Origin of the sequence: Paenibacillus rhizophilus (assembly GCF_003854965.1) — a bacterium.
In the GTDB taxonomy this organism is placed as follows: Bacteria; Bacillota; Bacilli; order Paenibacillales; family Paenibacillaceae; genus Paenibacillus_AQ; species Paenibacillus_AQ rhizophilus.
Genome location: NZ_RQPI01000009.1, coordinates 68,230 through 89,831 on the forward strand (window position 1 = coordinate 68,230; position 21,602 = coordinate 89,831).

The window sequence follows — 21,602 nt, forward strand, 5'->3', positions numbered from 1 at the left end:
TGGAGGGACAACAATTGGGATAGAGGACGATAACAACAAGGTGCCGCACAAGCTGCTGTTAGCTTTGCAGCAGCTGCATAAGGCGAAGTGGACCCAAGCTGCGGAAGGCAACAAACCCAGCGAAATGACACTGATGCTATGCATCGCAAGGAATGGCTGCTCTGCCAAGCAGGGACTGAAGGTGTCGGAAATCAGCCGTTTGCTGGGCCTGACCCCGCCGACGGTTACCCAGCTCATCAACAGTCTTGAAGCGAAAGGAATGGTCGCCAGGGAGGCGGATTCGAGCGACCGGCGGGTCGTGCGCGTCAATTTGACCGAACAGGGCGGCAAGGCTGCCGAAAGAGCAAAGGAGCATAGAACCGCGACCTTGAACAAGCTCGTGGACTTTTTGGGCGAGGAAGACAGCGGCCGGCTGGCGGATCTTCTGCTTAAAGTGCACGCTTTTGCCCAAGAGCATATGCTCGATATTGAACGGTTACCAATGAACGGAGATGACGAAGAATGATTAAATTATTCAGACAATTAAAGCCTTTTTCGCTGCCGATCGCCGCAATTCTTCTGCTTGTGTTTTTGCAGTCGATGGGCGATTTATATCTCCCGACCCTGATGTCCGACATCGTTGACAAGGGTATTGTGCAGCAGGACCGGGCTTTAATCTGGCGGATCGGCGGCTTTATGCTGCTGGTGGCGGGCGGAGGCGCGCTCTGCTCCATCGTTGCCAGCTTTTTGTCGGCCAAAGTGTCCATGGGCTTCGGGCGCAACACGCGTTCGCGAATGTTCAATCATGTGGAGAATTTTACGCTGACCGAATTTGACAAGCTGGGCACCGCATCCCTCATTACGCGGACGACGAACGACATTACCCAGGTACAGACGGTGCTTACGATGATGCTGCGCATGATGATCGGCGCTCCGATGATGATGATCGGCGGCATTATTATGGCGGTGTCCGAAGACGCCAAGCTGTCCCTGATCTTTGTCGTCGTCATACCGGTGCTTGTTCTGGCGATTGCCTATGTGGGTATGAAGGGGCTGCCGCTCTTCAAGGCGATCCAGATCAAGCTCGACAAATTAAATCTGGTTCTGCGCGAGCATCTGGTCGGCATTCGCGTCATCCGTTCCTTTAACCGGACCGACCATGAGAACAAGCGCTTCAGCGCGGCTAACCGGGACTTGACGGATACGGCGATCAAGGTCAATAAGATTATGGCCCTGCTGATGCCGATGATGATGTTCGTCATGAACTTTTCCATGATCGGCATTCTTTACTTCGGCGGCATCCGGATTGGTAACGGAGACCTTCAGGTCGGCTCGCTTATGGCCTTCATTCAATATGCTATGCAGATTATGTTCTCCCTTATTATGGTATCCATGATGTTCGTGCTCATTCCGCGCGCTTCGGCTTCTGCGATCCGCATTAACGAAGTGCTCGATATGGTGCCGGAAATCACCGATCCCGAAGTCGCGGTCGCTTCGCTGGATCAGCCGGAAATCACCGATCCCGAAGTCGCGGTCGCTTCGCTGGATCAGCCGGCGAAACCCGAACTTCACGGCTTCGTGGAATTCAAGAATGTCTCCTTCTCCTATCCGGGAGCGGAGCAGCCGGCCCTGTCTAACATCAGCTTCAGCGCAAGGCCCGGAGAAGTGACGGCGATTATCGGCGGTACGGGCTCTGGCAAATCGACGCTGCTCAGCCTGATTCCCCGCTTCTACGATGTGGTTGAGGGCGAGGTGCTGGTAAACGGGACCGATATTCGGCGGATGACCCAGGAAGAGCTCCGCGCCAAGATCGGCTATGTGCCGCAGAAGGCAGTGCTGTTCACCGGCACTGTCAGCGACAATATCCGTTACGGCAAGGAAGGTGCGACGGATGAAGAGATCCGGCACGCGGCCGAGATTGCGCAGGCGCTGGATTTCGTAACCGCGATGAAAGACGGCTTTAACTCGGAAATTGCCCAGGGAGGCAATAACGTATCTGGCGGGCAGAAGCAGCGGCTTTCCATTGCCCGGGCCCTCTTGCGGAAGCCGGAGATTTACTTGTTCGACGACAGCTTCTCCGCGCTCGACTTCAAGACCGACGCCAAGCTGCGCGCCGCGCTCAAAGGGGAGACGACGGAATCGACGGTGCTGATTGTCGCCCAGCGGGTCAGCACCGTTATGGATGCGGACCGGATTATCGTGCTGGATGAGGGCCAGATTGCCGGGATCGGCAGCCACCGCGAACTGCTTGCCGGCTGCGACGTCTATCGCGAAATCGTATCTTCGCAGCTGTCAGAGGAGGAAATTGCATGAGTGAGAATAATCAGGAATACAAACGTTCCGCGCAGCCGCAGCGCAGAGGGCCTGGCGGACCCGGAGGTTTCGGAGGCGCGGGCATGATGATGCCGCCGGAGAAAGCGAAGGATTTCAAAGGAACGCTGCGGAGGCTGACCCGGTATTTGCGACCGAAACGAATGCAACTGATGGTCGTGTTGATTACAGCCATCCTGAGCACGGTATTCAGCATTTTTAGCCCCAAGATTATGGGAAAAGCGACAACGAAGCTGTTCGAAGGCGCATTTGCCAAGATGAAGCACGTACCGGGAGCGGCGATCGATTTTGGTTACATTAATGAACTTTTGCTGATCCTGGCCGGATTGTATCTGCTGAGTGCTCTCTTCAGCTACGTGCAGCAGTATATTATGGCAGGCGTGGCGCAGAGTGTCGTATTCAACATGCGTGAGCAAGTCAACAGCAAGCTGGAACGGCTGCCGCTGAAATATTTCGATTCCCGGACGCATGGGGAAATCCTGAGCCGGGCAACCAACGACGTCGATAATATCAGCACGACGCTTCAGCAAAGCTTGACCCAGCTTATTACATCCATCATTACGATCATTGGCGTCATCATTATGATGCTGACCATCAGTCCGTGGCTCACGCTCATCACGATTATTACGCTGCCGCTCAGCTTTGTCGTGATTATGGGCATCACCAAGCGCTCCCAATCGTATTTCGTCGGCCAGCAGAAATCGCTCGGCCAGTTAAACGGCCATGTCGAGGAAATGTACACGGGCCACCGGATCGTCAAGGCTTTCGGACGTGAGCGGGAATCGCTCAAGGATTTTGATAATATCAACGAGGAGCTCTACAACTCCGGTTGGCGCGCACAGTTTATGTCCGGCATGATCATGCCGCTGATGATGTTCATTGGCAACCTGGGTTATGTGCTGGTCTGCGTAGTCGGCGGAATCTTTGTCACCAAAAAAATGATCGAAGTCGGCGACATCCAGGCATTTATCCAATATTCGCGCCAGTTTACGATGCCGATTACCCAGACGGCCAATATCGCCAATATTATCCAGTCGACCATCGCTTCCGCAGAGCGCGTGTTCGAACTGCTCGACGAGGAAGAGGAAGTGCCGGAATCTGCGGCGGCATTGGCAGGCAAAACCGATCATCCGGATGAAGGAGCGGTTGAGTTCCGCCACGTGAAATTCGGATACAAGGAAGATGCCATTCTGATCGAAGATATGAACATCCGGGTCAGTCCGGGACAGACTATCGCGATTGTAGGTCCGACCGGAGCCGGCAAGACGACGCTGATCAATCTGCTGATGCGGTTCTACGAGCTAAACGGCGGCCAGATCCTGATCGACGGCGTGGATATTACCGACATGAGGCGCAGCGAGCTCCGCGGCCGGTTCGGAATGGTGCTGCAGGACACGTGGCTCTTTAACGGCACGATCCGCGACAATATCGCTTACGGACGCGAAGGCGCGACCGAGGCGGATGTGGTGCGGGCGGCCAAAGCGGCTCATGCCGACCATTTCATCCGCACACTGCCGATGGGCTATAACACCGTGCTGAATGAAGAGGCCTCCAATATTTCACAGGGGCAAAAACAGCTGCTGACCATCGCCCGCGCCATCCTGGCGGACCCATCGATTCTGATATTGGACGAAGCCACCAGCAGCGTCGACACCCGCACGGAGGTCCAGATTCAAACAGCGATGAATACGCTGATGCAGGGCAGAACCAGCTTTGTTATTGCACACCGCCTGTCGACCATCCGCGACGCCGATTTGATTCTCGTTATGAACCACGGCACCGTCATCGAGCAGGGCTCTCACGAAGAGCTGCTGAAGCAAGGCGGGTTCTACGCCGATCTGTATAACAGCCAGTTCTCGGACAGCGAGCTTTCGAATGCCGGCTAAGCGGGCTCCTTCGGACCCGGCCTCAATATGAAGAATACCTCTTAATTCACGGCTCATGCCACCGGGCAATCACCGGGAGATTCCGGAGAAGCAACAGACCGGATTCGCCGATTGGCAGAATAAAAAAAGCGCAGATACGTTCTTCCCTTTGGGAAGCGTTTCTGCGCTTTTTCTGTCCGGCTGTCCGTTTTACTGCCTTGGAGTCCGGCTGAGAAGAAGCTCGTACTTGTCGAGCGACGCTCCGAGAATGGACTCGTTGCCGCCCGCCCCCCGGTGGGAATGACGGAAGGACTCGCTTGCGGTCCAGCCTTTGAATGCTTCCTCGTTCTCCCACACTGTACAGATCTTCAGTTCTTCCACGCCCTCTTTAGCGCTGCCGTGCCATACCTCCATGCGTACAAAGCCCGGCATATCCTGCACGCGGCCCGCTCCGGCAAACCGCTCCGCCAGCGCCGTTCCGGCGCCTTCCTTGACCTTAATCGTATTCGTGACTACGAGCATAGCTTCAAACCTCCCGCTAAGAATGGATGAAGGAATGGGGACAAGAGCCTATTGAGGATTGTTCGTCCAGATGCCGGCCGTTTTGATGACCACGCGGTCCGGCAGCTTCAGTGCAGTCAGAGCCAGTTCGGCGACATCTTCCGGCTGCATCATCCGGTCTTCATCGCCAATCGGCAGGCCCGCATTAACCGCGAGCGGGGTATTGACCGTGCTCGGCGTCAGCGCTACAACCCGGATGTTGAACTTGCGCACTTCCTGGAAGAGGGCTTCGGTCATGCCCATGAGCGCGAATTTGGACGCGCAGTAGGCGGAGCCTGTGGCAAAGCCGCGTTCTCCGGCTGTGGACGAGATATTGATGATATTGCCAGACTTCTTGTCGATCATCGAAGGCAGCGCGGCGCGGGTGACGTAATAGACGCCGAACAGATTGATGTCGATATGGCGTTTCCAGTCTTCAGGGTCCATGTCCACTAATGTGCCGAAAGTAGCGACGCCTGCGTTATTAATCAGGACGTCGAATGTGCCCAGATCGTTCTGGATGGCTGCCACCGCGCGTTCCGCTTCTTCGCGGACCGATACATCGGCGACGGCAATGCTGACCTTCACTTCGTACACTTCGGTAATTGCGGCTTTCAGGGCCTCCAAATCGGCGGCGGTCCGGGAGATCAGTCCCAGATTGGCGCCTTCCTTGGCGAGCGCCAAGGCCAGGGCTTTACCGATGCCTTTGCCGGCACCGGTAATCACTGCGGTTTTTCCTCTAAGTTCCATTTTTTACAATCACTCCTTTGGTTTAATTAAGTTTCTGTTTCCCCACGGCCGGGGGCGCCTAACCTGCTTTATAAATCCAGCTTGGTCAGCGGCTGAACCGCCGGTCCTTCGATTACTTCACCGGCATAGGTGTAACGGGAGCCGTGGCACGGGCAGTCCCAGGTGCGTTCACTTTCGTTCCAATCGCATTCGCAGCCCATGTGCGTACACGTTCTGTCCACCAGGTGAATACCGCCCTCGGGGTCCTTGTAGGCGCCGACGCGCTTTCCATCGTGGCGGACAATGCCGCCTTCGTCCGGCTTCAGATCCTCGACTTTTGTATGAGCGAACTCCACCTTGCCCAGGACCAGCTCCTTGGCGACATTGGCGTTCTCCACTATAACATTTTTGATGCCCGGGTTTGCCTTAAACCGGGTCGGATCGTAAAGCTCCGTATAGGGACTCGGGTTGCCCTGAATCTGATCGGCAATCATCCGCGCCGCCAGCGTGCCCGCCGTCATTCCCCATTTCGCGAAGCCGGTGGCGATGTAGATCTCCTTGTCTTTGGACAGTTTGCCGATGTAGGGGACCTTATCGACTGTAATCAAGTCCTGGGTGGACCAGCGATAAGGAATCTGGCGGATGCCCAGAAGCTCTCCGGCGAAAATCTCCAGATGCTCATAATGTTTGATCGTACAGCTGCTCTGTCCCGTCTTATGGCTCTCGCCGCCAGCGATGACCAGCTTTTTGCCCTCCCATTCGACTGCGCGGAGAGAGCGTCTGGGCTCGCCGACGCATAAGTACATTCCGCCTTCATAGTCGGTTTCGGGCTCGAAGGCCAAGGCGTACGCGCGCTCCGCATGCAGGCGCGCAAAATACATCGCTCCTCCGTCATAGAACGGAAAATGGGAGGCCGATACGGCATGACGGCACTTGATGCGGTGCTTGCCCCGTTCGGTAAAGAGCGTCAGGCCGTCTTCATCCTCCACGTCTTCGCCGATCATGGTATGCTCGTACACGATTCCGCCCTTGTCGAGAAACGCCTGAAGCAGCCCCTTCAGATAATGGAGAGGGTGGAAGCGGGCTTGTCCCGGAAGCTTGATTCCGCCTCCGATCCGCATTGGCAGCGATACGGAATCGACCCATTCCCCCGGAAGCCCCAGCTTGCGGTAAGCCTCGAATTCATCCTCAAGCTGTTTCAGCGTCTTTCCGTCGCCGACGTCACTGTACACATAGGCATCCTCATGCTCCAAACCGCAGGATAAACCGAGCTTCCCGGCCGTTTGGACGATCCACTCCAGGCTCTCGCTGTTCGAGCGGAAATAGGAGAGCGCTTGCTCTTCCCCGAAATGCTTGATCAGGTTGCTGTAGATCATCCCGTGCTGGGCCGTAATTTTGGCGGTTGTGAATCCCGTTGTGCCGGCGAGAAGCTCGGTGCCTTCAAGCAGTGTAACCTTAAACCCGGATTCCGCCAGCAGGTAAGCCGCGGTAATTCCGGTGATGCCGCCGCCTACCACGGCGATATCGGTGGTGTGATCTTCCGCAAGCCGGGGAAAAGAAGGCAGCTCCGTCGTTCCTCTCCACAGCGATTCCGGCATCTTGGGCAAACTTTCCGGCCATTTATTTTCTGAATCCATCCCGTATTCCTCCCTAATTATACATTTTCCATTTCATTTATTACCACTGAAAGGGAAAAAGAAACTTGCAGGAAGGCTTATGGAAATATTATATTCTCCGGTATGACCACATAGCGGCTTTCATCAGCACTCTCCGTGAAAATCGGCGCTGCAGACCTTGTTTCTCCCTGAGTTCTTGGCCGCATACAGCGCCTTGTCCGCATATTGGCAGAGCAGGTTTCCGTCCGCGTCCTGTATGTTTTCCGGATACGACGCAACCCCGACGGATACGGTGAGATGAACTTTTATGCCTAAAGGCAGTTGGAAACGATCGTTCTCCACAGCGGCCCGGATGCGCTCTCCGGCCCTTAGCGCTTGCTGGAGCGGGCAATCGGGGAGCAGAATCGTAAACTCTTCCCCGCCGTTTCGCGATACGATATCATAGGAACGGGAGTGATTGCAGAGGCGGCGGGCCAGCTGCTTCAGGACAGCATCTCCCGCGGGATGGCCGTAAGTGTCATTGATAACCTTAAAATGGTCGATATCAATAGCGAGCATCGACAGGCTGTCGCCGCGCCGCTCGGCCCGGGCCATCTCCGTATCCATATGGCGGTGGAACTGGCGCAGGTTGTTTAGATTTGTAAGGTAGTCCGTCGTTGCACGATGCTCAAGCTGTGCGTACAGCTCGTTGGAACGTTGAATATATTCGGCAATATAATAAACGGCCAGTCCGGCGGCAAGAGTGATCCCAAGCTGCAGCGGAAAAAATTCCATTACCCTGCCAACGCTTCGCAGGTTGCTGCTGAGCGTCACAAAGCTAATGCCCATGCTGATCAGGTTGCTGACCATAACTTTGCGGAGCCGCGACCATGGCAGTACGGAAATATAGCAGCAGCAAAACCCGATAATCAGGAGGGAGATGCTCGCCGATATGGAAGCATAGGCCACTCCATAAAAAAGAACCCGGCTTATGGACAAGAGCACGGAGCAGATCAGTGCCGGCAGCCAGCCGATATATGAGGAAATGATGATAATCGTCAAGTGACGCAGATTGGCATAACTGCCCGGGCCAACCGGAAAGGAATAGCACATCAGGATCATGCCGAACAATCCGAAGAGCAGTCCGGCGTTGACGCTTGTGGCCCTGCTGACCGAACGGCCGGCGACGACAAATTTTTTGGACAGCATACCCGACATAAACAGAAAAGTAACAAGGATGCAAAAGTTTGCAAAAAGACTATTGATCAATTTTATTATCATCATGGCGGCATCAAGAGCTCCCCGGATAAATTGGCCGTACCCAACTGCGGCTCTAGCTTATTTTATCGGAAATTCAATATAGAATGTTGAAGAAATTTGTCGAAATAAATCGACTTTTTAGCAACATTACCATTTTGTTTAAGCATTATGCAAATTCCTGGTTTCTCTAGCAGATTGACGGATTTTTGCAGGCCGGAGCTCTCCAAATCATTGACCGGAGTGCTCTAAAGATTTATACTTGATCTAAAAATAAAGTTAGGGTGATCGAAGTGAGACATTTGAATCTGACTTCCCAACGCCAAGCCGTTTATGATATTGTCCGTGAATCGCATGACCATCCGACCGCGGCGGAGGTCATGAACCGCCTGGTTGAGAAGGGACATAACCTTGCCTACGGCACCGTGTATAATTCGCTCCGCTATCTTGCGGATAAACAGTTGATTCGGGAACTGAAGCTGGGAGAGGCAGCCAGCCGTTACGACGCTCGCATGGACGACCACCAGCATATTATTTGTGAAGTGTGCGGAGCGGTCGATGAAGTGATGAGCCATGTGCCCGGGCACTGGCTGGAGGAGGTCGCCAAAGAGACCGGCTACAGCATCGGGCATGCTCATGTTGTTTTTGGAGGCGTTTGCTCAGCCTGCCGCAATAAGGTTGTGAACTGACCGGGCGGCTGAGACTGAAATGTTAGATTAGTTCAAAGAGGGCTTTCCGGTGACTTCAGACCGGGGAGCCCTCTTTGTGTCCATTTGTGGAATGACTGGATATTTTTATGAGCAAAATCAAGAAAAAGAGTAGAATTACAGCTAACAAATGCCGATATAACACTATATATTTAGCTAGGCTTTATACCGTTATTTTATCCAGTTGAAATGGGGGAACAGAGAAAATGCCCAAAAAGAACAAGGCAGGCTCGACCATGCGAACAAAGTTGATAGCAATTTATTTAATTGTATTGATTGTTCCGAGCCTCATTATCGGAGGCCTGACATATCGGACGGCCAGCAGCGCAGTAACGGATCAACTCGCCTATAATGCGAGGGAGAGTGTTACGGCAGTAAATGATATCGTCAATTCGAATATCCGGTCCAAAATAGACGATGTAAAATATTTCGTCGATGCCGTTTCTTCAGCCACGGTCAACAGCGACCCGAACGGAGAAGCATACGCTGAGCTGAAAGGCAGATTGAAGGAGTATGCGGCGATGCATCCCGATGTGCTGGAAGCGTACATAGGAACTGATCAGGGTAAAGTCGTAACAGCTTCCGATACCCCCCTTCCCGGCGGATACGATCCTAGGCTGGAGGCTCCTTATGTTAGCGCTATCAAAAATGGAAAAGACCCAGTGATCTCGCCGGTATTTCAAAATGCGAACAAGGAGACGGTTGTCTCGATATCGTCAATCCTAAAGGACAAAAGCGGCGTATTCTTTCTGCAACTGAACTTGAAGCAGCTGGCGGATCTGGTCGATCTTAAGGTCGGCAAACAGGGGTATATCCTGATTGCGGACAGCAGCAAGAGGTTTGTGGTGCATCCCACTGAGCCTCTAGGCCAGCAGTCATCCGTGGAATTTGTCAAAAAAATGTTCGAGAACGATGCCGGCTCGTTCAATTATGAATATAAAGGCTCCAAGAAAACCCTGACCTATATGGTCAATGAACTTACCGGTTGGAGAATAGCCGGGACAATCAACACAAGTGAAATAACCGGCGCGTCGAAAGGCATCCGGACGACCGCGCTTCTTGTCATCGCCGCGTCGGTACTGCTTGCTTTGGTGCCGCTCTACTTTATATTGCGCGCTCTTTTGGGGCCGCTGGGCCGGCTAAGCAAAGCGACGGAGATCATCAGCCAAGGCGATCTTTCGCAGGATATCGGCTCCTTCGGACGGGACGAGATCGGCCAGTTGGCCGGTAATTTCAAGACGATGGTCGCCAGTCTAAGAGAGATGATACTCGGGGTACAGGAAATGACCGACAACGTATCTTCTTCGGCCGCGGAGCTGACGGCCAGCGCCGAGATGACGACAAAGGCGATCGAGCATGTGACCGTTGCCATCCAGGAGGTGGCTTCCGGAAACGAGCGGCAGGTAGGGAGTGTGCATAAAGGGATGGAAGGCACGGCCGCGACTGCTGCGGAAGTGTCGAATATTTCCGGGTACATGAATGAAGTGTCGGCGATGATGGACAATACCTCCCGCTCTGCGGCGGAAGGCAACGATTCGGTCATCCAGGTCGTCGACAAAATCAACGGCATTCACGAGACAGTCGAGGAGCTGGGAGCCGTCATCGACAAGCTGAATGAGCGCAGCGGACATATTGTAGGCATCGTGGGCATTATTACGGGAATCGCCCGGCAGACGAATCTGCTGGCGCTTAACGCGTCCATTGAGGCAGCGAGAGCCGGGGAGCATGGCCGCGGATTTGCGGTTGTCGCCGCGGAGGTCCGCAAGCTGGCTGAGGAATCGGAGCAATCGGCACGCCAGATTTCAGAGGTAATCGTTTCTATTAATAGCGAGATGAAAGAAGCGATAGTGACGATGAACAACGCTAAGGAGAAAGTATCCGAGGGAATCCTCGCGGTCGATACGACCGGGCGCTCCTTCTCGCGGATCCGCAGGGCGGTAAAGGGAGCGGCGGAAAAAATCAAGTCGATGGGCGAAGGGGTTCAGACCTTGTCTTCGGAAGCCGGCGGCATGGAGAGGGCAATGGAGGAAATCCGCATTATTTCCCAGGAGGCGGCAGCGAACACGGAGACGATTTCGGCCGCGGCGCAGCAGCAGCTTGCCTCGGTGGAGGAAATCGCATCCTCGTCGTCGGACCTCAGCCGTCTGGCCGACGATCTGCAGTCTCTGGTCAGCCGCTTCAAACTGCACGGTTCCCATGCGGCAGGCCGTCCTGACGAGGAACAGGCTGAGCCGGAGACGGCTACGGATGAGGAAGAATCTTCGCCCGGAATGGCGAGCTAGGCTTTCCTTTGGAGTCTCCTTGCAAGTATACTGTTAGGCAAACGCAAGGAGAATTTAAGGGGGGACTGCATCATGGCAGATCAATTAAAAGGCGTCACCATCGCTCTGGCCGGTCCGCGCAAGTCGGAGGAATTGGCGAAGCTGGTGAGCAATATGGGCGGAACCGCGCTGCTGCGGCCAGCCCAGGGCACGGTGTTTCTGGACGGCGAAGAGCTGCGCCAGGAGCTGGAAGAATGGACCCTCAATCCCCCGGACTGGAGTATTCTTACTACGGGAATGGGCCTGGATGCTTTGTTCCAAACCGCGGGCGGCATGGGCCTCGAGGAGCGCTTTCAGGAAGTGCTGGCAGGCTCGATGATCGCGGCCCGGGGCTACAAGACGGTAAACGCGCTGAAGAAGAGAGGGCTTGTTCCGCACGTGCGCGATGATGACGGAAGCACGACGGGGCTGATCCGCGGCCTTGCGCCTTTCGACTTCCAGGGCAAGGCGGTCGTTCTTCAGCTGCACGGCGATCCCGCTCCGCGGTTGAACGCCTGGCTTAAGGAGGCCGGGGCCGAGGTCCGGCAGGTTCTGCCTTACCGGCATATGCCGCCGGAGCAAGAGGATCTTGAGCGGTTGCTCATGGAAATAACGGAGGAGAAGGTGGATGCCGTGACTTTCACCAGCGCGCCGCAGATCCGTTTTCTGGCCGAATACGCGGGCAGCCGCGGCATGCTGCAGGCGATGCTTGAAGCCTTCGAGACCGGAGTGCTTGCTGTCGCAGTGGGCCGGGTTACAGCCGATGCGCTGAAAGAGGCGGGCATTCGAAGGATCGTCATGCCGGAGCAGGAGCGGATGGGCAGCATGATCGTGGAGCTTGGACGCTATTTGGCGTCACATCGCTAGCCGCCTTCCAGGTAAAAATAACGGGAGCATTTCCGGGCCGAGCCGGCCGGAGATGCTCTTTTTACATCGCATGGTTAACCGGAGGAGGCGGTTCCCCGTTTTCGTGAATGGACATCCGGCATCATTTTCCTTAAAATATAGGCAGTATGGATTGAATGACTACGGATACCTACACAAGGAGGCCCTTATGGATAAAAGAAAATGTCTGCTGCTGGGAGAATATACTCATCCCCGGTTCCATCCGCTGCAGGGTGTGGACGAACAAGTCAGCCATATATTAAATGATTTGATGATCGTCCAATGTTCGGAAAACAAAAAAATGCTGCTGAGCGAGAACCTCGGCGCCTACGATCTGTGCATTGGATATAATGAGCTGTGGAATGAATCGGTTTCCCCGCAGCAGACGGCCGGGCTGCTGAGCTATGTCGCCGGCGGCGGCGGACTCATCGTTCTACATACAGGTGTGTCCCTCGCGAACCGCAATGAATTGGCCCAACTGATCGGCGCCAGATTTGCGGGGCATCCGCCATACGGACCGCTCGAATTCCGCACCCGGGAGCATGATATCACGGAAGGCGTGGAGAGCTTTAAGCTGGAAGAAGAGCCTTACCGCTTTGAATTCGACCCGTTTACGGAGAAGACGGTCCTGCTCGAATTCGAGGCAGGCGGACAGTGGTGGCCGGCGGGCTGGTGCCACAGCTATGGTCTGGGACGGGTAGTCTACCTGATGCCAGGGCATCATGAGCCTTCGTTCCGCCATCCCGAGGTGAGGAAGCTGCTGCTGCAAGCCGCTACATGGGCGGCCCGGATTCCGATCCGGCAGTAAAGGGACAGTAAAGGCCATTTTTTGTGCGCCCCCGCCCGGTAAGGTATAATTTAAAATACAAGAATTTATAAGTTTCACGCTTATAAAAGACCTTGTATTTCTACGAGAAACGCACTTGCGTCTTAAAAAGACGCCGTCAGGCGTTTCTTCTTGACCGTTGCCTAAGCCTTCAGCAAAACGGAATCCAAGGAGGAAGAGAATATGAGCGATTTGTTTAAAAAAGCGATCTCTTTAGGAGTGGGACTCACCGTTGTCAGCAAGGAAAAGGTGGAAAAAGCCGTTGATGAGCTGGTCAAGCGGGGAGAAGTGGCTCCCTCGGAATCCAAGGCGCTTGTCGACCGGCTGATTGAGCGGGGCGAGGAAGAACGGGGCATAATAAAATCGGCGGTTCAAGAGCAGGTGCAGCGCGTGCTTAAGGATTTAAACGTTCCGGCAAAAAGCGACATCGCCGCATTGGAGGAACGAATTGCCGTTCTTGAGCAGCGTCTAGCCGAGCTTGAGGGCATATCCCGATTGGAGGAAACGCAGCCGGCGGAAGGAATGCCGGATACGCGCACGGATTAATAAATGGTGCGGATCAGGCATGCCGGACGTTACCGGTCCATCGCCATGGCGCTGATGCGTCATGGCTTCGGCTATATGGTGGAAGAATTGGGTTTATACCGCGTGCTGTCGCTTCCGCGCCGGCTGGTGACCCAGGAGGCGCACGCTAGCCGGACGCTCGGGGAGCGGATACGGCTTGTTCTTGAGGACTTGGGGCCGACCTTCGTCAAGCTCGGCCAGCTTGCGAGCACTCGCTCCGATCTGCTTCCGGAATCCATTATTACGGAGCTGGTAAAGCTGCAGGATCATGTGCCGCCTTTTCCGGCGGAAACGGCGCGGAATATTCTGGAGCAGGAGCTGGATCAGCCGCTTAGCGAGGTGTTCGATTCCTTTGACGATGTTCCGCTTGCCGCCGCTTCCATCGGGCAGGTTCACCGTGGAGTTCTGCTCAGCGGGACGGCGGTGGCGATCAAAATCCAGCGCCCCGGCGTCATGCGAATGATGAGCCGCGACCTGGAAATTCTCCGCGATCTGACTGCGCTTGCCGAGCGGCGTCTGGACTGGGCGAAGCAGTACGGCATCTCCCGGATGGCGGAGGAGTTCTCCAAGTCCCTGATGAACGAACTGGATTACAGCCAGGAGGGCCGCAATGCGGAAAGAATCGCGCAGCAGCTTGAGGACAACAAATCAGCCTATATTCCGGCGATTTATTGGGATTACACCTCTTCGCGGGTGCTGACGATGGAATATGTGGAGGGCATCACGCTGAACCGGCGGGAAGCGCTGCTGAGCAAAGGCGTGAATCTCAAAGATACCGCCGAGCGGCTGGTGGACATCATGCTGGGGCTGATTTTTATCGACGGCTTCTTCCATGCCGATCCCCATCCCGGAAACGTGATGATGACGGACGAGGGGAAGCTTGCGCTGATCGATTTCGGCATGGTCGGCCGCCTGAGCGAGGAGACAAGGGACCATCTGTCGGGCCTGATCATCGCTCTGATGCGCAAAAATACGGAAGCCATGGTGCGCGCGATTCTGCGCCTCGGTGTCATTCCGGAGGAGGCGGACCGTTCCGCGCTTTATGAAGACATGGACCGGTTGAGAGAGGAGTACTATGATGTTCCTTTCAGCCAGGTCAGCATCGGCAAGGCGCTTAACGATCTGTTCGCGGTTGCCCGGCGCCACCGGCTGGCGATTCCGCCCGATCTGGCGATGCTGGGCAAGACGATGCTGACTCTGGAAGGGGTCGTGGGCAATCTGGACCCTTCCTTCAGCATCATTCAAATGGCGGAGCCTTTCGGCCGGCAGCTTGTGAAACAGCGCTTCAGCAGCAGTCGCCTGCAGCGCAAGCTGCTCGGCGGGGTCGCCGACCTTGCCGAGAGCCTGGTGGAGCTGCCCGGACAAGCCCGGCAGCTGTCGGCGCTGATCAGCAGGGGCAGGCTGAAGGTGGAGGTCGGCGTACCCGAGCTGCAGAGCTTGCTGCGCAAGCTGGACCGCATCGGCAACCGGCTCTCGTTCAGCATTGTGCTGCTGGCCTTCAGCATTATTATGGTCGGGCTGATTATCGGCTCTTCGCTGCGCCGCGAGCCTTCCGTGCTGTGGAATTTTCCGACCGTCGAAATCGGCTCGGTGGTTGCGCTGTTCATGTTTGTCTGGCTGATTTACTCGATTTTCAAATCGGGTAGATTCTGAGTATAGAAGAACAAGGGACGGAAGAACTCCGGCAGGAGTTCTTCCGCTTTTGATGTATAGGGTGTATACAAAAGGGAAATCGATAAAATGAGGAAGAATGAGGTGATGAAATTGCCGGGTTTTAAAGAGTTGGGAGTTTCGGAGGCGCTGACGGCGCTTCTGCGGGGGCAAGGCATTGCACAGCCTACCCCGGTTCAGGCGGAAGCAATTCCGCCGGTGGTGCAGGGTCTGGACGTCATTGCGAGAGCCAAGACGGGAACGGGCAAGACGCTGGCTTTTCTGCTGCCGATATTGGATAAAATCAGGCCGGACCGGCCTTTTCCGCAAGCGCTGATCATGGCACCGACCCGGGAGCTGGCCCTTCAGATTACGGAGGAAGCGCGGAAGCTTACGAGCCAGAGCGACATCAAGATCCTGGCGGTATACGGCGGACAGGACGTGGAGAAGCAGCTGCGCAAGCTTGAGAGCGGCAGACATCTCATTATCGGTACGCCGGGCAGACTGCTGGACCATATGCGCCGCGAGACACTGGCTTTGGGCGGAGTGACCATGCTGGTGCTCGACGAAGCGGACCAAATGCTGCATATGGGCTTTCTCGACGAGGTGGAAAGCATCATTACGGCGATCCCCTCGAGGCGGCAGACAATGCTGTTCTCGGCGACCATGCCCGATCCGATTAAGCAGCTGGCGGCAAGCTATATGAAGCAGCCGGTCGACATTGTGATCAAGAGCGGCTCGCCGATTCCGCTGGACAATATCCGCCAGCAGGTCGTCGAGTGTACCGACCGTGCGAAGGAGGAAGCGCTTAAAGCGTTGATCGAACGGGACCGCCCGTATTTGGCCATTATTTTTTGCCGGACGAAACGCCGGGTGTCGAAGCTGAGCGAAGCTCTCAGCGAAGCGGGCTATGACTGCGATGAGCTGCACGGCGACCTGTCGCAGAACAAGCGGGAGTCGGTCATGAAGACGTTCCGTGAGGCGAAGCTTCAACTGCTGGTCGCGACCGACGTCGCTGCCCGCGGGCTTGACGTGGAGGGCGTGACCCATGTCTTCAATTACGATATGCCGCTGGATGTGGACAGCTACATTCATCGCATCGGCCGCACCGGACGGGCGGGCGGCAAAGGGCTCGCGATCACCTTCGCCTCTCCGCGCGACCGCGCGGGGCTTGAGATGATCGAGCGCGGCATTTCACAGCGGCTGGAACGCCGCCGCTATGAGAATGGCGAATTCGGCGAAGCCAAATTCGCCACGGGCACGGGCGGCGGCGCGCGCGGAGGCGCCGCTTCCGAGTCCGCGCGGACCGGGCGCGGACCCAAGGCGGGCGGCGCGCGGGTAAGCGGCCGCGGCAAGGAATCGGGCGGCCGGGGCAGGGACGCCGACCGGGGACGGCGCAGCCGCCAGGACGGAGCGGCTGCGGACAAACGCGCTGCGCACAGCGGCCAAGGCCGTGCGCAGGGCGGCCAAGCCCGTGCGCAGGGTAGCCCAGGCCATGCGCAGGGGGGCCAAGGCCATGCGCAGGGTAGTCAAGCCCGTGCGCAGGGTGGCCAAGGCCATGCGCAGGGGGGCCAAGGCCGTACGCAGGGGAGCCAAGGCCATGCGCAGGGCGGGCCTTCCCGCGGCGGCGCGGCCCGCAGCGGCGGCAGGAAAGGCGCTGCCGGCAAGGCCGCACCCGGCTACGCCGGCCGGGGAAGCGGCGGACACGGCGCGCGGAGCGGTGAGGCGGGCCGCAAAGGCGGCGGCAGCCGAGGTAACCGCGGCAGATAAAGGACGCCGGGCTATGCCGGCATATGAAAGAACCGCCCGATAACGGCGGTTGGCAGAGATTTCTTGGGAGGCGGCTGAAACATTTGCCGCCTTTAGCTTGTCTATAAGGGTATACAACAGCAACACCGGTTATAAGGAGGAAGCGCTATGCGCAAAAAAATATGGATTCCTCTCCTGTTCCTTGTCGTCATCGCCGCCGGCTGGGGAATAGGGAAATATACATCGCCGGCTTCATCCACCGGCGGCGGGGCCGCAGCCGTTGATCAGCCGAACCTTAATGGAGCGGCGGCGACGGAACCGGCGGGCACACCGCCGGCCCCTTCGGCTTCTCCTTCAGCCTCTCCTTCAGTCTCACAGGAGGCGCTGAGCGGGGGACCTGCCGGAGAGGCTCAGCTTGCGGCGACGAAGCCAGACAGCATCGGCGTCATCGTGAACAAGCAGTACGGGCTGCCCGATGACTATAAGCCGGCCGATCTGGTGTATCCCGACGTTCCGTTTACATTTAAAGAAAAAATTGAAAAGCGGATGATGCGCAAGGAAGCGGCTCATGCGCTCGAAGAGATGTTCGCGGCCGCGAAGTTGGACAAGGTGTATTTGGCGGGGGTTTCCGCCTATCGCTCCGCGAAGACGCAGCGGAGTCTGTTCAACGCCTATGCGGAGCGGGACGGGGAGGAAAAGGCGCGCACTTACAGCGCCGTTCCCGGTTACAGCGAACATCAGACGGGGCTGGCGATCGACCTTTCCGGCAGGGACGGCAAATGTGCGGCGGAGAGCTGTTTTGCCGGAACGAAGGAGGCGAATTGGCTGGCGCTCCATGCGCCGGAGTATGGTTTCATTATCCGTTATCCGGAAGGGAAAGCAGCCGTTACGGGTTACATGTACGAGCCGTGGCATGTACGTTATGTGGGCAAGGAGATCGCCCGTTACCTGACGGAAAAAGGCATTACGCTGGAGGAGTACTATAACGCCGTGCCCGTCTCAAAATAATTGGGCGCGCTATTATTTTTTAAAAGTATCTGGTCCGGTTTTGACCTTGATTCACCAATTTCCGCCCCGGTTAAATAGTGTAAAACCGCTATTAGCGCTTAAGGAGGCGACAACGTGTCCGAGCATAATCATGTTGTAAGCAAAGACGGCAGCGTGGCGATCAATATGGTGAAGGAAACCCTGGACCGGATCGAACCGGGTCAAAGAGAAGAAATCTTGAACAACTTCGATGCATTTCGGACTTATTTAAGCAAGCGGGTCCAACTGGCCAGGAAAATCGGCCTCAGCGAGGCGCAGCTTGCCCAAGCGGCCGAGAAGGTGGCCGATTATCTGGCCGCTTACGAGGAACCGCGCAACAGCGAGGAGAAGCTGCTTCTGGAACTGTGGAAAGTAGGCAGCAAAGAGGAGCGGACCAAGTTCGCATCCATGCTGGTCAGGCTTGCATTGTCCGAAACGGTCTAAGATCGGAATAGAGCGTTACTCCCTCTTTGGCTTTGCCGAAGAGGGCTTTTTTGGGTCATAGGCCGGCAGTCAGTTCACGCGGAAAGGATGCCTTACCATGATTAAGCTCAGTGTGCTTGACCAGTCGCCGGTATCGGAAGGAAGCTCGCCTGCCGAGGCGCTCGCACAGACCGCCGCTCTGGCCCAGGAAGCCGAAAGGCTCGGTTATTTCCGCTTCTGGGTAGCGGAGCATCATTTTGCGCCCGGCCTTGCCGGATCGAGTCCGGAGGTGCTCATGGCGCATTTGGCGGCCGTTACCTCTTCCATCCGAATCGGCTCAGGAGGTATCCTGCTCCCCCACTATAGCGCATACAAAGTTGCGGAGAATTTCCGTGTGCTGCAGGCCCTTTATCCCGGGCGCATTGATCTGGGGATCGGCCGGGCAGCCGGCGGGGGCGTTCTGGCCGTCCGCGCTTTGCAAGAATACGGAAAGGCTGGCCCGGACCATTATTCCCTGCAGATTGCGGATCTAATCGCCTATCTGAACAATGGAGCGGACCTGCATCACCGTTTTGCGGGGCTTCAGGCCATGCCTGTCGTTGCCTCCCCGCCTGAGATTTGGCTGCTCGGTTCGAGCAGGGACAGCGCGGAATTAGCCGCGAGGCTGGGAACAGGGCTGGCTTTTGCCCATTTCATTAACTTCAGCGAAGGGGAGGCGGCGATGGCGGCCTATCGCGCTCATTTTTGCCCATCGCCTTTGTTGTTAAAGCCCCAAGGCATGGTCGCCGTGTTCGCTGCCTGCGCGGAGACAGCCGAAGAAGCGGACCGGCTGGCTTCCAGCATGGACCTCTCGGCCGTCCTGCTGGACAAGACGCATGTCTCCACCCCGACGCCTTCCGTCGAGTCCGCGCTTTCATATCCCTATACGCCTTATGAGAAGCACATCGTTAATGAGAACCGCAAACATATACTGGTCGGCTCTCCCGAAGAGATCCGCGATCAGCTGCTCGAAATTTGCGCGCGGTTCGGCTGCGAGGAAGTGATCATCGCCAGCGTGATGCACGACTTTTCGGATAAGCTGAAATCCTATCGTCTGATCGCGGAAGCATGCGGGCTGGCCGGGCGTCAGTCTCCCAGTTAGCAGCTGTTTTTGGCGCTTTGCCGGTTGAAATAAGTAGCTCATCATGTTACATATCAGATGAAAGGGAAACGAAAAGCACGGTTCTGAAGCCTTCCGAAGGGGGAATTCTCTTTTCGGGAGGCTTTTTTTATCATGCGGACGAATGGAGAAAGCGTTAATACCTGAAAAATAAGGCTTGACGCTTTTCAAAGAGCCTGTATCCTGAAATAGAGCTAATGTGCGGCATGTCCGAAGATATGCGGCTGCTGGCGGCAGCCGGGACAAGGTTCAGGATAAAGGTGCAGGAGGTCTATATACAGATATGAGGTTAATTACGGAAGTAGCGGCAGAGACAGGCATTCAGGAAGATCATCTGGAGTTATACGGCAAATATAAGGCAAAGTTGGCACCATCCCTGTGGGATGAGATCAAGGGCCGTCCCGACGGCAAGCTGGTGCTGGTTACCGCCATCAACCCGACGCCAGCGGGAGAAGGGAAGACACTGACGACCATCGGGCTCGCGCAGGCCATGAACAAGGCGGGCGTCAAGACGGTGGCCGCGCTGCGGGAACCTTCTCTCGGACCCTGCCTTGGCATGAAGGGCGGGGCAACGGGCAGCGGCAAAGCGCAGATTGTTCCGGCCGACGAGATCAATCTGCATTTTACGGGCGATATCCATGCGGTGACGTCAGCGCATAATCTGCTGTCGGCCATGATTGACAATCACATCTTCCAGGGCAACGAGCTGGGGCTGGACCCGCAGCGGATTGTGTGGAAACGGGTGATGGACATGAACGACCGCAGCCTCCGCAGTGTCGTCACGGGGCTTGGCGACGGCAACGGGATCGTCCGGGAGAGCGGCTTTCAGATCACTACCGCTTCGGAAATTATGGCTGTGCTGTGCCTGTGCGATAATTTGCCCGATCTGCGGGAACGTCTTGGCCGGATGCTGATCGGCTATGACCTTGAAGGGCAGCCGGTGACGGCGGGCGGACTGAAGGCGGTGGATGCGATGACCGCTCTGCTGAAAGAGGCGGTTAAGCCGAATCTGGTGCAGACGCTCGAGGGAACACCGGTAATTGTGCACGGCGGTCCGTTTGCCAATATCGCGCACGGCTGCAGCAGCGTGATCGGCACCCGCTACGCGCTTAAGCTCGGCGAAGTCGTTGTGACGGAAGCGGGCTTCGGCGCCGATCTCGGGGCGGAGAAGTTCATGGACATCAAATGCCGGCAGTCGGGTCTTAAGCCCTCCGCCGCCGTACTGGTCGTTACGGTAAAATCGCTGAAATATAACGGCGGTGCCCCCAAGGGAGAGCTTTACGCCGGAAACCGGGCCGCTCTGCTTGCCGGAATGGCCAATATGGAACGCCACATCAATAATTTGCGGAAATTCGGTGTTCCGGTCGTAGTGGCGCTCAATCATTTTGAAGGCGACAGCCAGGCGGAGATTCAGGAAGTGCTGGCGGCTTGCCGCCGACTGGGCGTACCCGCCGCCATTTCCAAGGCGTGGGCCGAAGGCGGTGCGGGAGGCCTGGAGCTGGCGACCGAGCTGAAGAAGCTTCTGGCCGTAAGTGATGCGTCTTCTTTTGCTCCTTTATACGAGAACGAACTGGACATTCCGTCGAAGATCGGCAAAATCGTCAAGGAAATCTACCACGGCGCCGATGTCGCCTTCAGTCCGGCGGCAAAGCGCAGCCTGGCGCTCATCGAAAGACTGGGCCTAAGCCGCCTGCAGGTTTGCATGGCCAAGACCCCTTATTCCTTCTCCGACCAGCCACGACTGCTCGGCGCGCCGCGGGGCTTCACCGTTCAGGTGCGCGATATTACGCTGTCGCTGGGAGCGGGCTTTGCCGTTGTCATTACAGGCAGCATCGTCACTATGCCTGGGCTTCCCGCCAAGCCCGCCGCCGAAGGGCTGCGGATCGATGAGGAAGGACGCCTGCTCGGTCTGTTATAGCTTAAATTTTAAACTTTTACAGAATTTACAGAACCCCCGGTTTCGCAAGTGAAACCGGGGGTTTTTCCATTCCTTCCGCTGACATAATGTAAGGGCAAG

General features: G+C 56.4%; 18 protein-coding genes. 14 read left to right on the forward strand and 4 right to left on the reverse strand.

From position 1 onward, the window contains the following. The first annotated feature begins 40 nt into the window (after window positions 1-40). From EH198_RS15795 to EH198_RS15805, 3 genes are read left to right on the forward strand one after another with little or no spacing between them, the layout of a single operon-like run. Window positions 41-505, forward strand: coding sequence for a MarR family winged helix-turn-helix transcriptional regulator (locus tag EH198_RS15795; protein ID WP_124696481.1), 465 nt, complete (start codon window positions 41-43; stop codon window positions 503-505). Further along, complete coding sequence (locus EH198_RS15800) at window positions 502-2,292, forward strand: ABC transporter ATP-binding protein (protein WP_124696482.1); 1,791 nt, start codon at window positions 502-504, stop codon at window positions 2,290-2,292. Before EH198_RS15795 ends, EH198_RS15800 begins: the two co-directional genes overlap by 4 nt. Next, a complete protein-coding gene (locus tag EH198_RS15805; protein ID WP_124696483.1) occupies window positions 2,289-4,196 on the forward strand; it encodes an ABC transporter ATP-binding protein in 1,908 nt (635 codons plus the stop codon). Before EH198_RS15800 ends, EH198_RS15805 begins: the two co-directional genes overlap by 4 nt. A gap of 189 nt (window positions 4,197-4,385) precedes the next feature. Here the strand turns inward: EH198_RS15805 and EH198_RS15810 are convergent, their stop codons facing one another. The 4 genes from EH198_RS15810 to EH198_RS15825 all read right to left on the reverse strand — a co-directional run bounded on the left by EH198_RS15810 (window position 4,386) and on the right by EH198_RS15825 (window position 8,257). Next, on the reverse strand, window positions 4,386-4,697 hold the full coding sequence (locus EH198_RS15810) for an antibiotic biosynthesis monooxygenase (RefSeq protein WP_124696484.1): 312 nt from the start codon (window positions 4,695-4,697) through the stop codon (window positions 4,386-4,388). A gap of 48 nt (window positions 4,698-4,745) precedes the next feature. Next, window positions 4,746-5,465, reverse strand: a complete 720-nt coding sequence (locus EH198_RS15815) for a 3-ketoacyl-ACP reductase (protein ID WP_124696485.1) — start codon at window positions 5,463-5,465, stop codon at window positions 4,746-4,748. Between the two features lie 68 nt (window positions 5,466-5,533). Further along, on the reverse strand, window positions 5,534-7,081 hold the full coding sequence (locus EH198_RS15820) for an FAD-dependent oxidoreductase (protein ID WP_124696486.1): 1,548 nt from the start codon (window positions 7,079-7,081) through the stop codon (window positions 5,534-5,536). Between the two features lie 123 nt (window positions 7,082-7,204). Next, complete coding sequence (locus tag EH198_RS15825) at window positions 7,205-8,257, reverse strand: diguanylate cyclase (protein ID WP_185702915.1); 1,053 nt, start codon at window positions 8,255-8,257, stop codon at window positions 7,205-7,207. A 332-nt stretch (window positions 8,258-8,589) separates the two neighbouring features. Here EH198_RS15825 and EH198_RS15830 point away from each other — a divergent pair, with 332 nt between their 5' ends. The 11 genes from EH198_RS15830 (at window position 8,590) to EH198_RS15880 (ending at window position 21,503) form a co-directional block, all read left to right on the forward strand. Next, entirely contained in the window at window positions 8,590-8,985 is a 396-nt protein-coding gene (locus tag EH198_RS15830; protein ID WP_124696488.1) for a Fur family transcriptional regulator, read from the forward strand. A 266-nt stretch (window positions 8,986-9,251) separates the two neighbouring features. Further along, the gene (locus EH198_RS15835) at window positions 9,252-11,285 is read left to right on the forward strand and encodes a methyl-accepting chemotaxis protein (protein ID WP_185702916.1); all 2,034 of its coding nucleotides are present in this window, start codon (window positions 9,252-9,254) and stop codon (window positions 11,283-11,285) included. A 72-nt stretch (window positions 11,286-11,357) separates the two neighbouring features. Continuing rightward, window positions 11,358-12,170: a uroporphyrinogen-III synthase gene (locus EH198_RS15840; protein ID WP_124696490.1), complete on the forward strand. Its 813-nt coding sequence runs from the start codon at window positions 11,358-11,360 to the stop codon at window positions 12,168-12,170. A gap of 187 nt (window positions 12,171-12,357) precedes the next feature. Next, the gene (locus EH198_RS15845) at window positions 12,358-12,996 is read left to right on the forward strand and encodes a ThuA domain-containing protein (protein ID WP_124696491.1); all 639 of its coding nucleotides are present in this window, start codon (window positions 12,358-12,360) and stop codon (window positions 12,994-12,996) included. A 201-nt stretch (window positions 12,997-13,197) separates the two neighbouring features. Beyond that, window positions 13,198-13,560, forward strand: a complete 363-nt coding sequence (locus EH198_RS15850) for a phasin family protein (RefSeq protein WP_124696492.1) — start codon at window positions 13,198-13,200, stop codon at window positions 13,558-13,560. A 3-nt stretch (window positions 13,561-13,563) separates the two neighbouring features. Next, window positions 13,564-15,231 carry an ABC1 kinase family protein gene (locus EH198_RS15855; protein ID WP_246014362.1) on the forward strand — a complete coding sequence of 556 codons (1,668 nt, stop codon included), beginning with the start codon at window positions 13,564-13,566 and terminating at the stop codon, window positions 15,229-15,231. A 111-nt stretch (window positions 15,232-15,342) separates the two neighbouring features. Next, on the forward strand, window positions 15,343-16,998 hold the full coding sequence (locus tag EH198_RS15860; protein WP_379311101.1) for a DEAD/DEAH box helicase: 1,656 nt from the start codon (window positions 15,343-15,345) through the stop codon (window positions 16,996-16,998). Window positions 16,999-17,145: 147 nt separating this feature from the next. Then, a complete protein-coding gene (locus EH198_RS15865) occupies window positions 17,146-17,985 on the forward strand; it encodes a M15 family metallopeptidase (RefSeq protein WP_124696494.1) in 840 nt (279 codons plus the stop codon). Window positions 17,986-18,099: 114 nt separating this feature from the next. Beyond that, complete coding sequence (locus tag EH198_RS15870) at window positions 18,100-18,447, forward strand: DUF3243 domain-containing protein (protein ID WP_124696495.1); 348 nt, start codon at window positions 18,100-18,102, stop codon at window positions 18,445-18,447. A 97-nt stretch (window positions 18,448-18,544) separates the two neighbouring features. Further along, window positions 18,545-19,567, forward strand: a complete 1,023-nt coding sequence (locus EH198_RS15875) for an LLM class flavin-dependent oxidoreductase (RefSeq protein ID WP_124696496.1) — start codon at window positions 18,545-18,547, stop codon at window positions 19,565-19,567. Window positions 19,568-19,868: 301 nt separating this feature from the next. After that, window positions 19,869-21,503 carry a formate--tetrahydrofolate ligase gene (locus tag EH198_RS15880; protein WP_124696497.1) on the forward strand — a complete coding sequence of 545 codons (1,635 nt, stop codon included), beginning with the start codon at window positions 19,869-19,871 and terminating at the stop codon, window positions 21,501-21,503. Window positions 21,504-21,602: the final 99 nt, after the last annotated feature.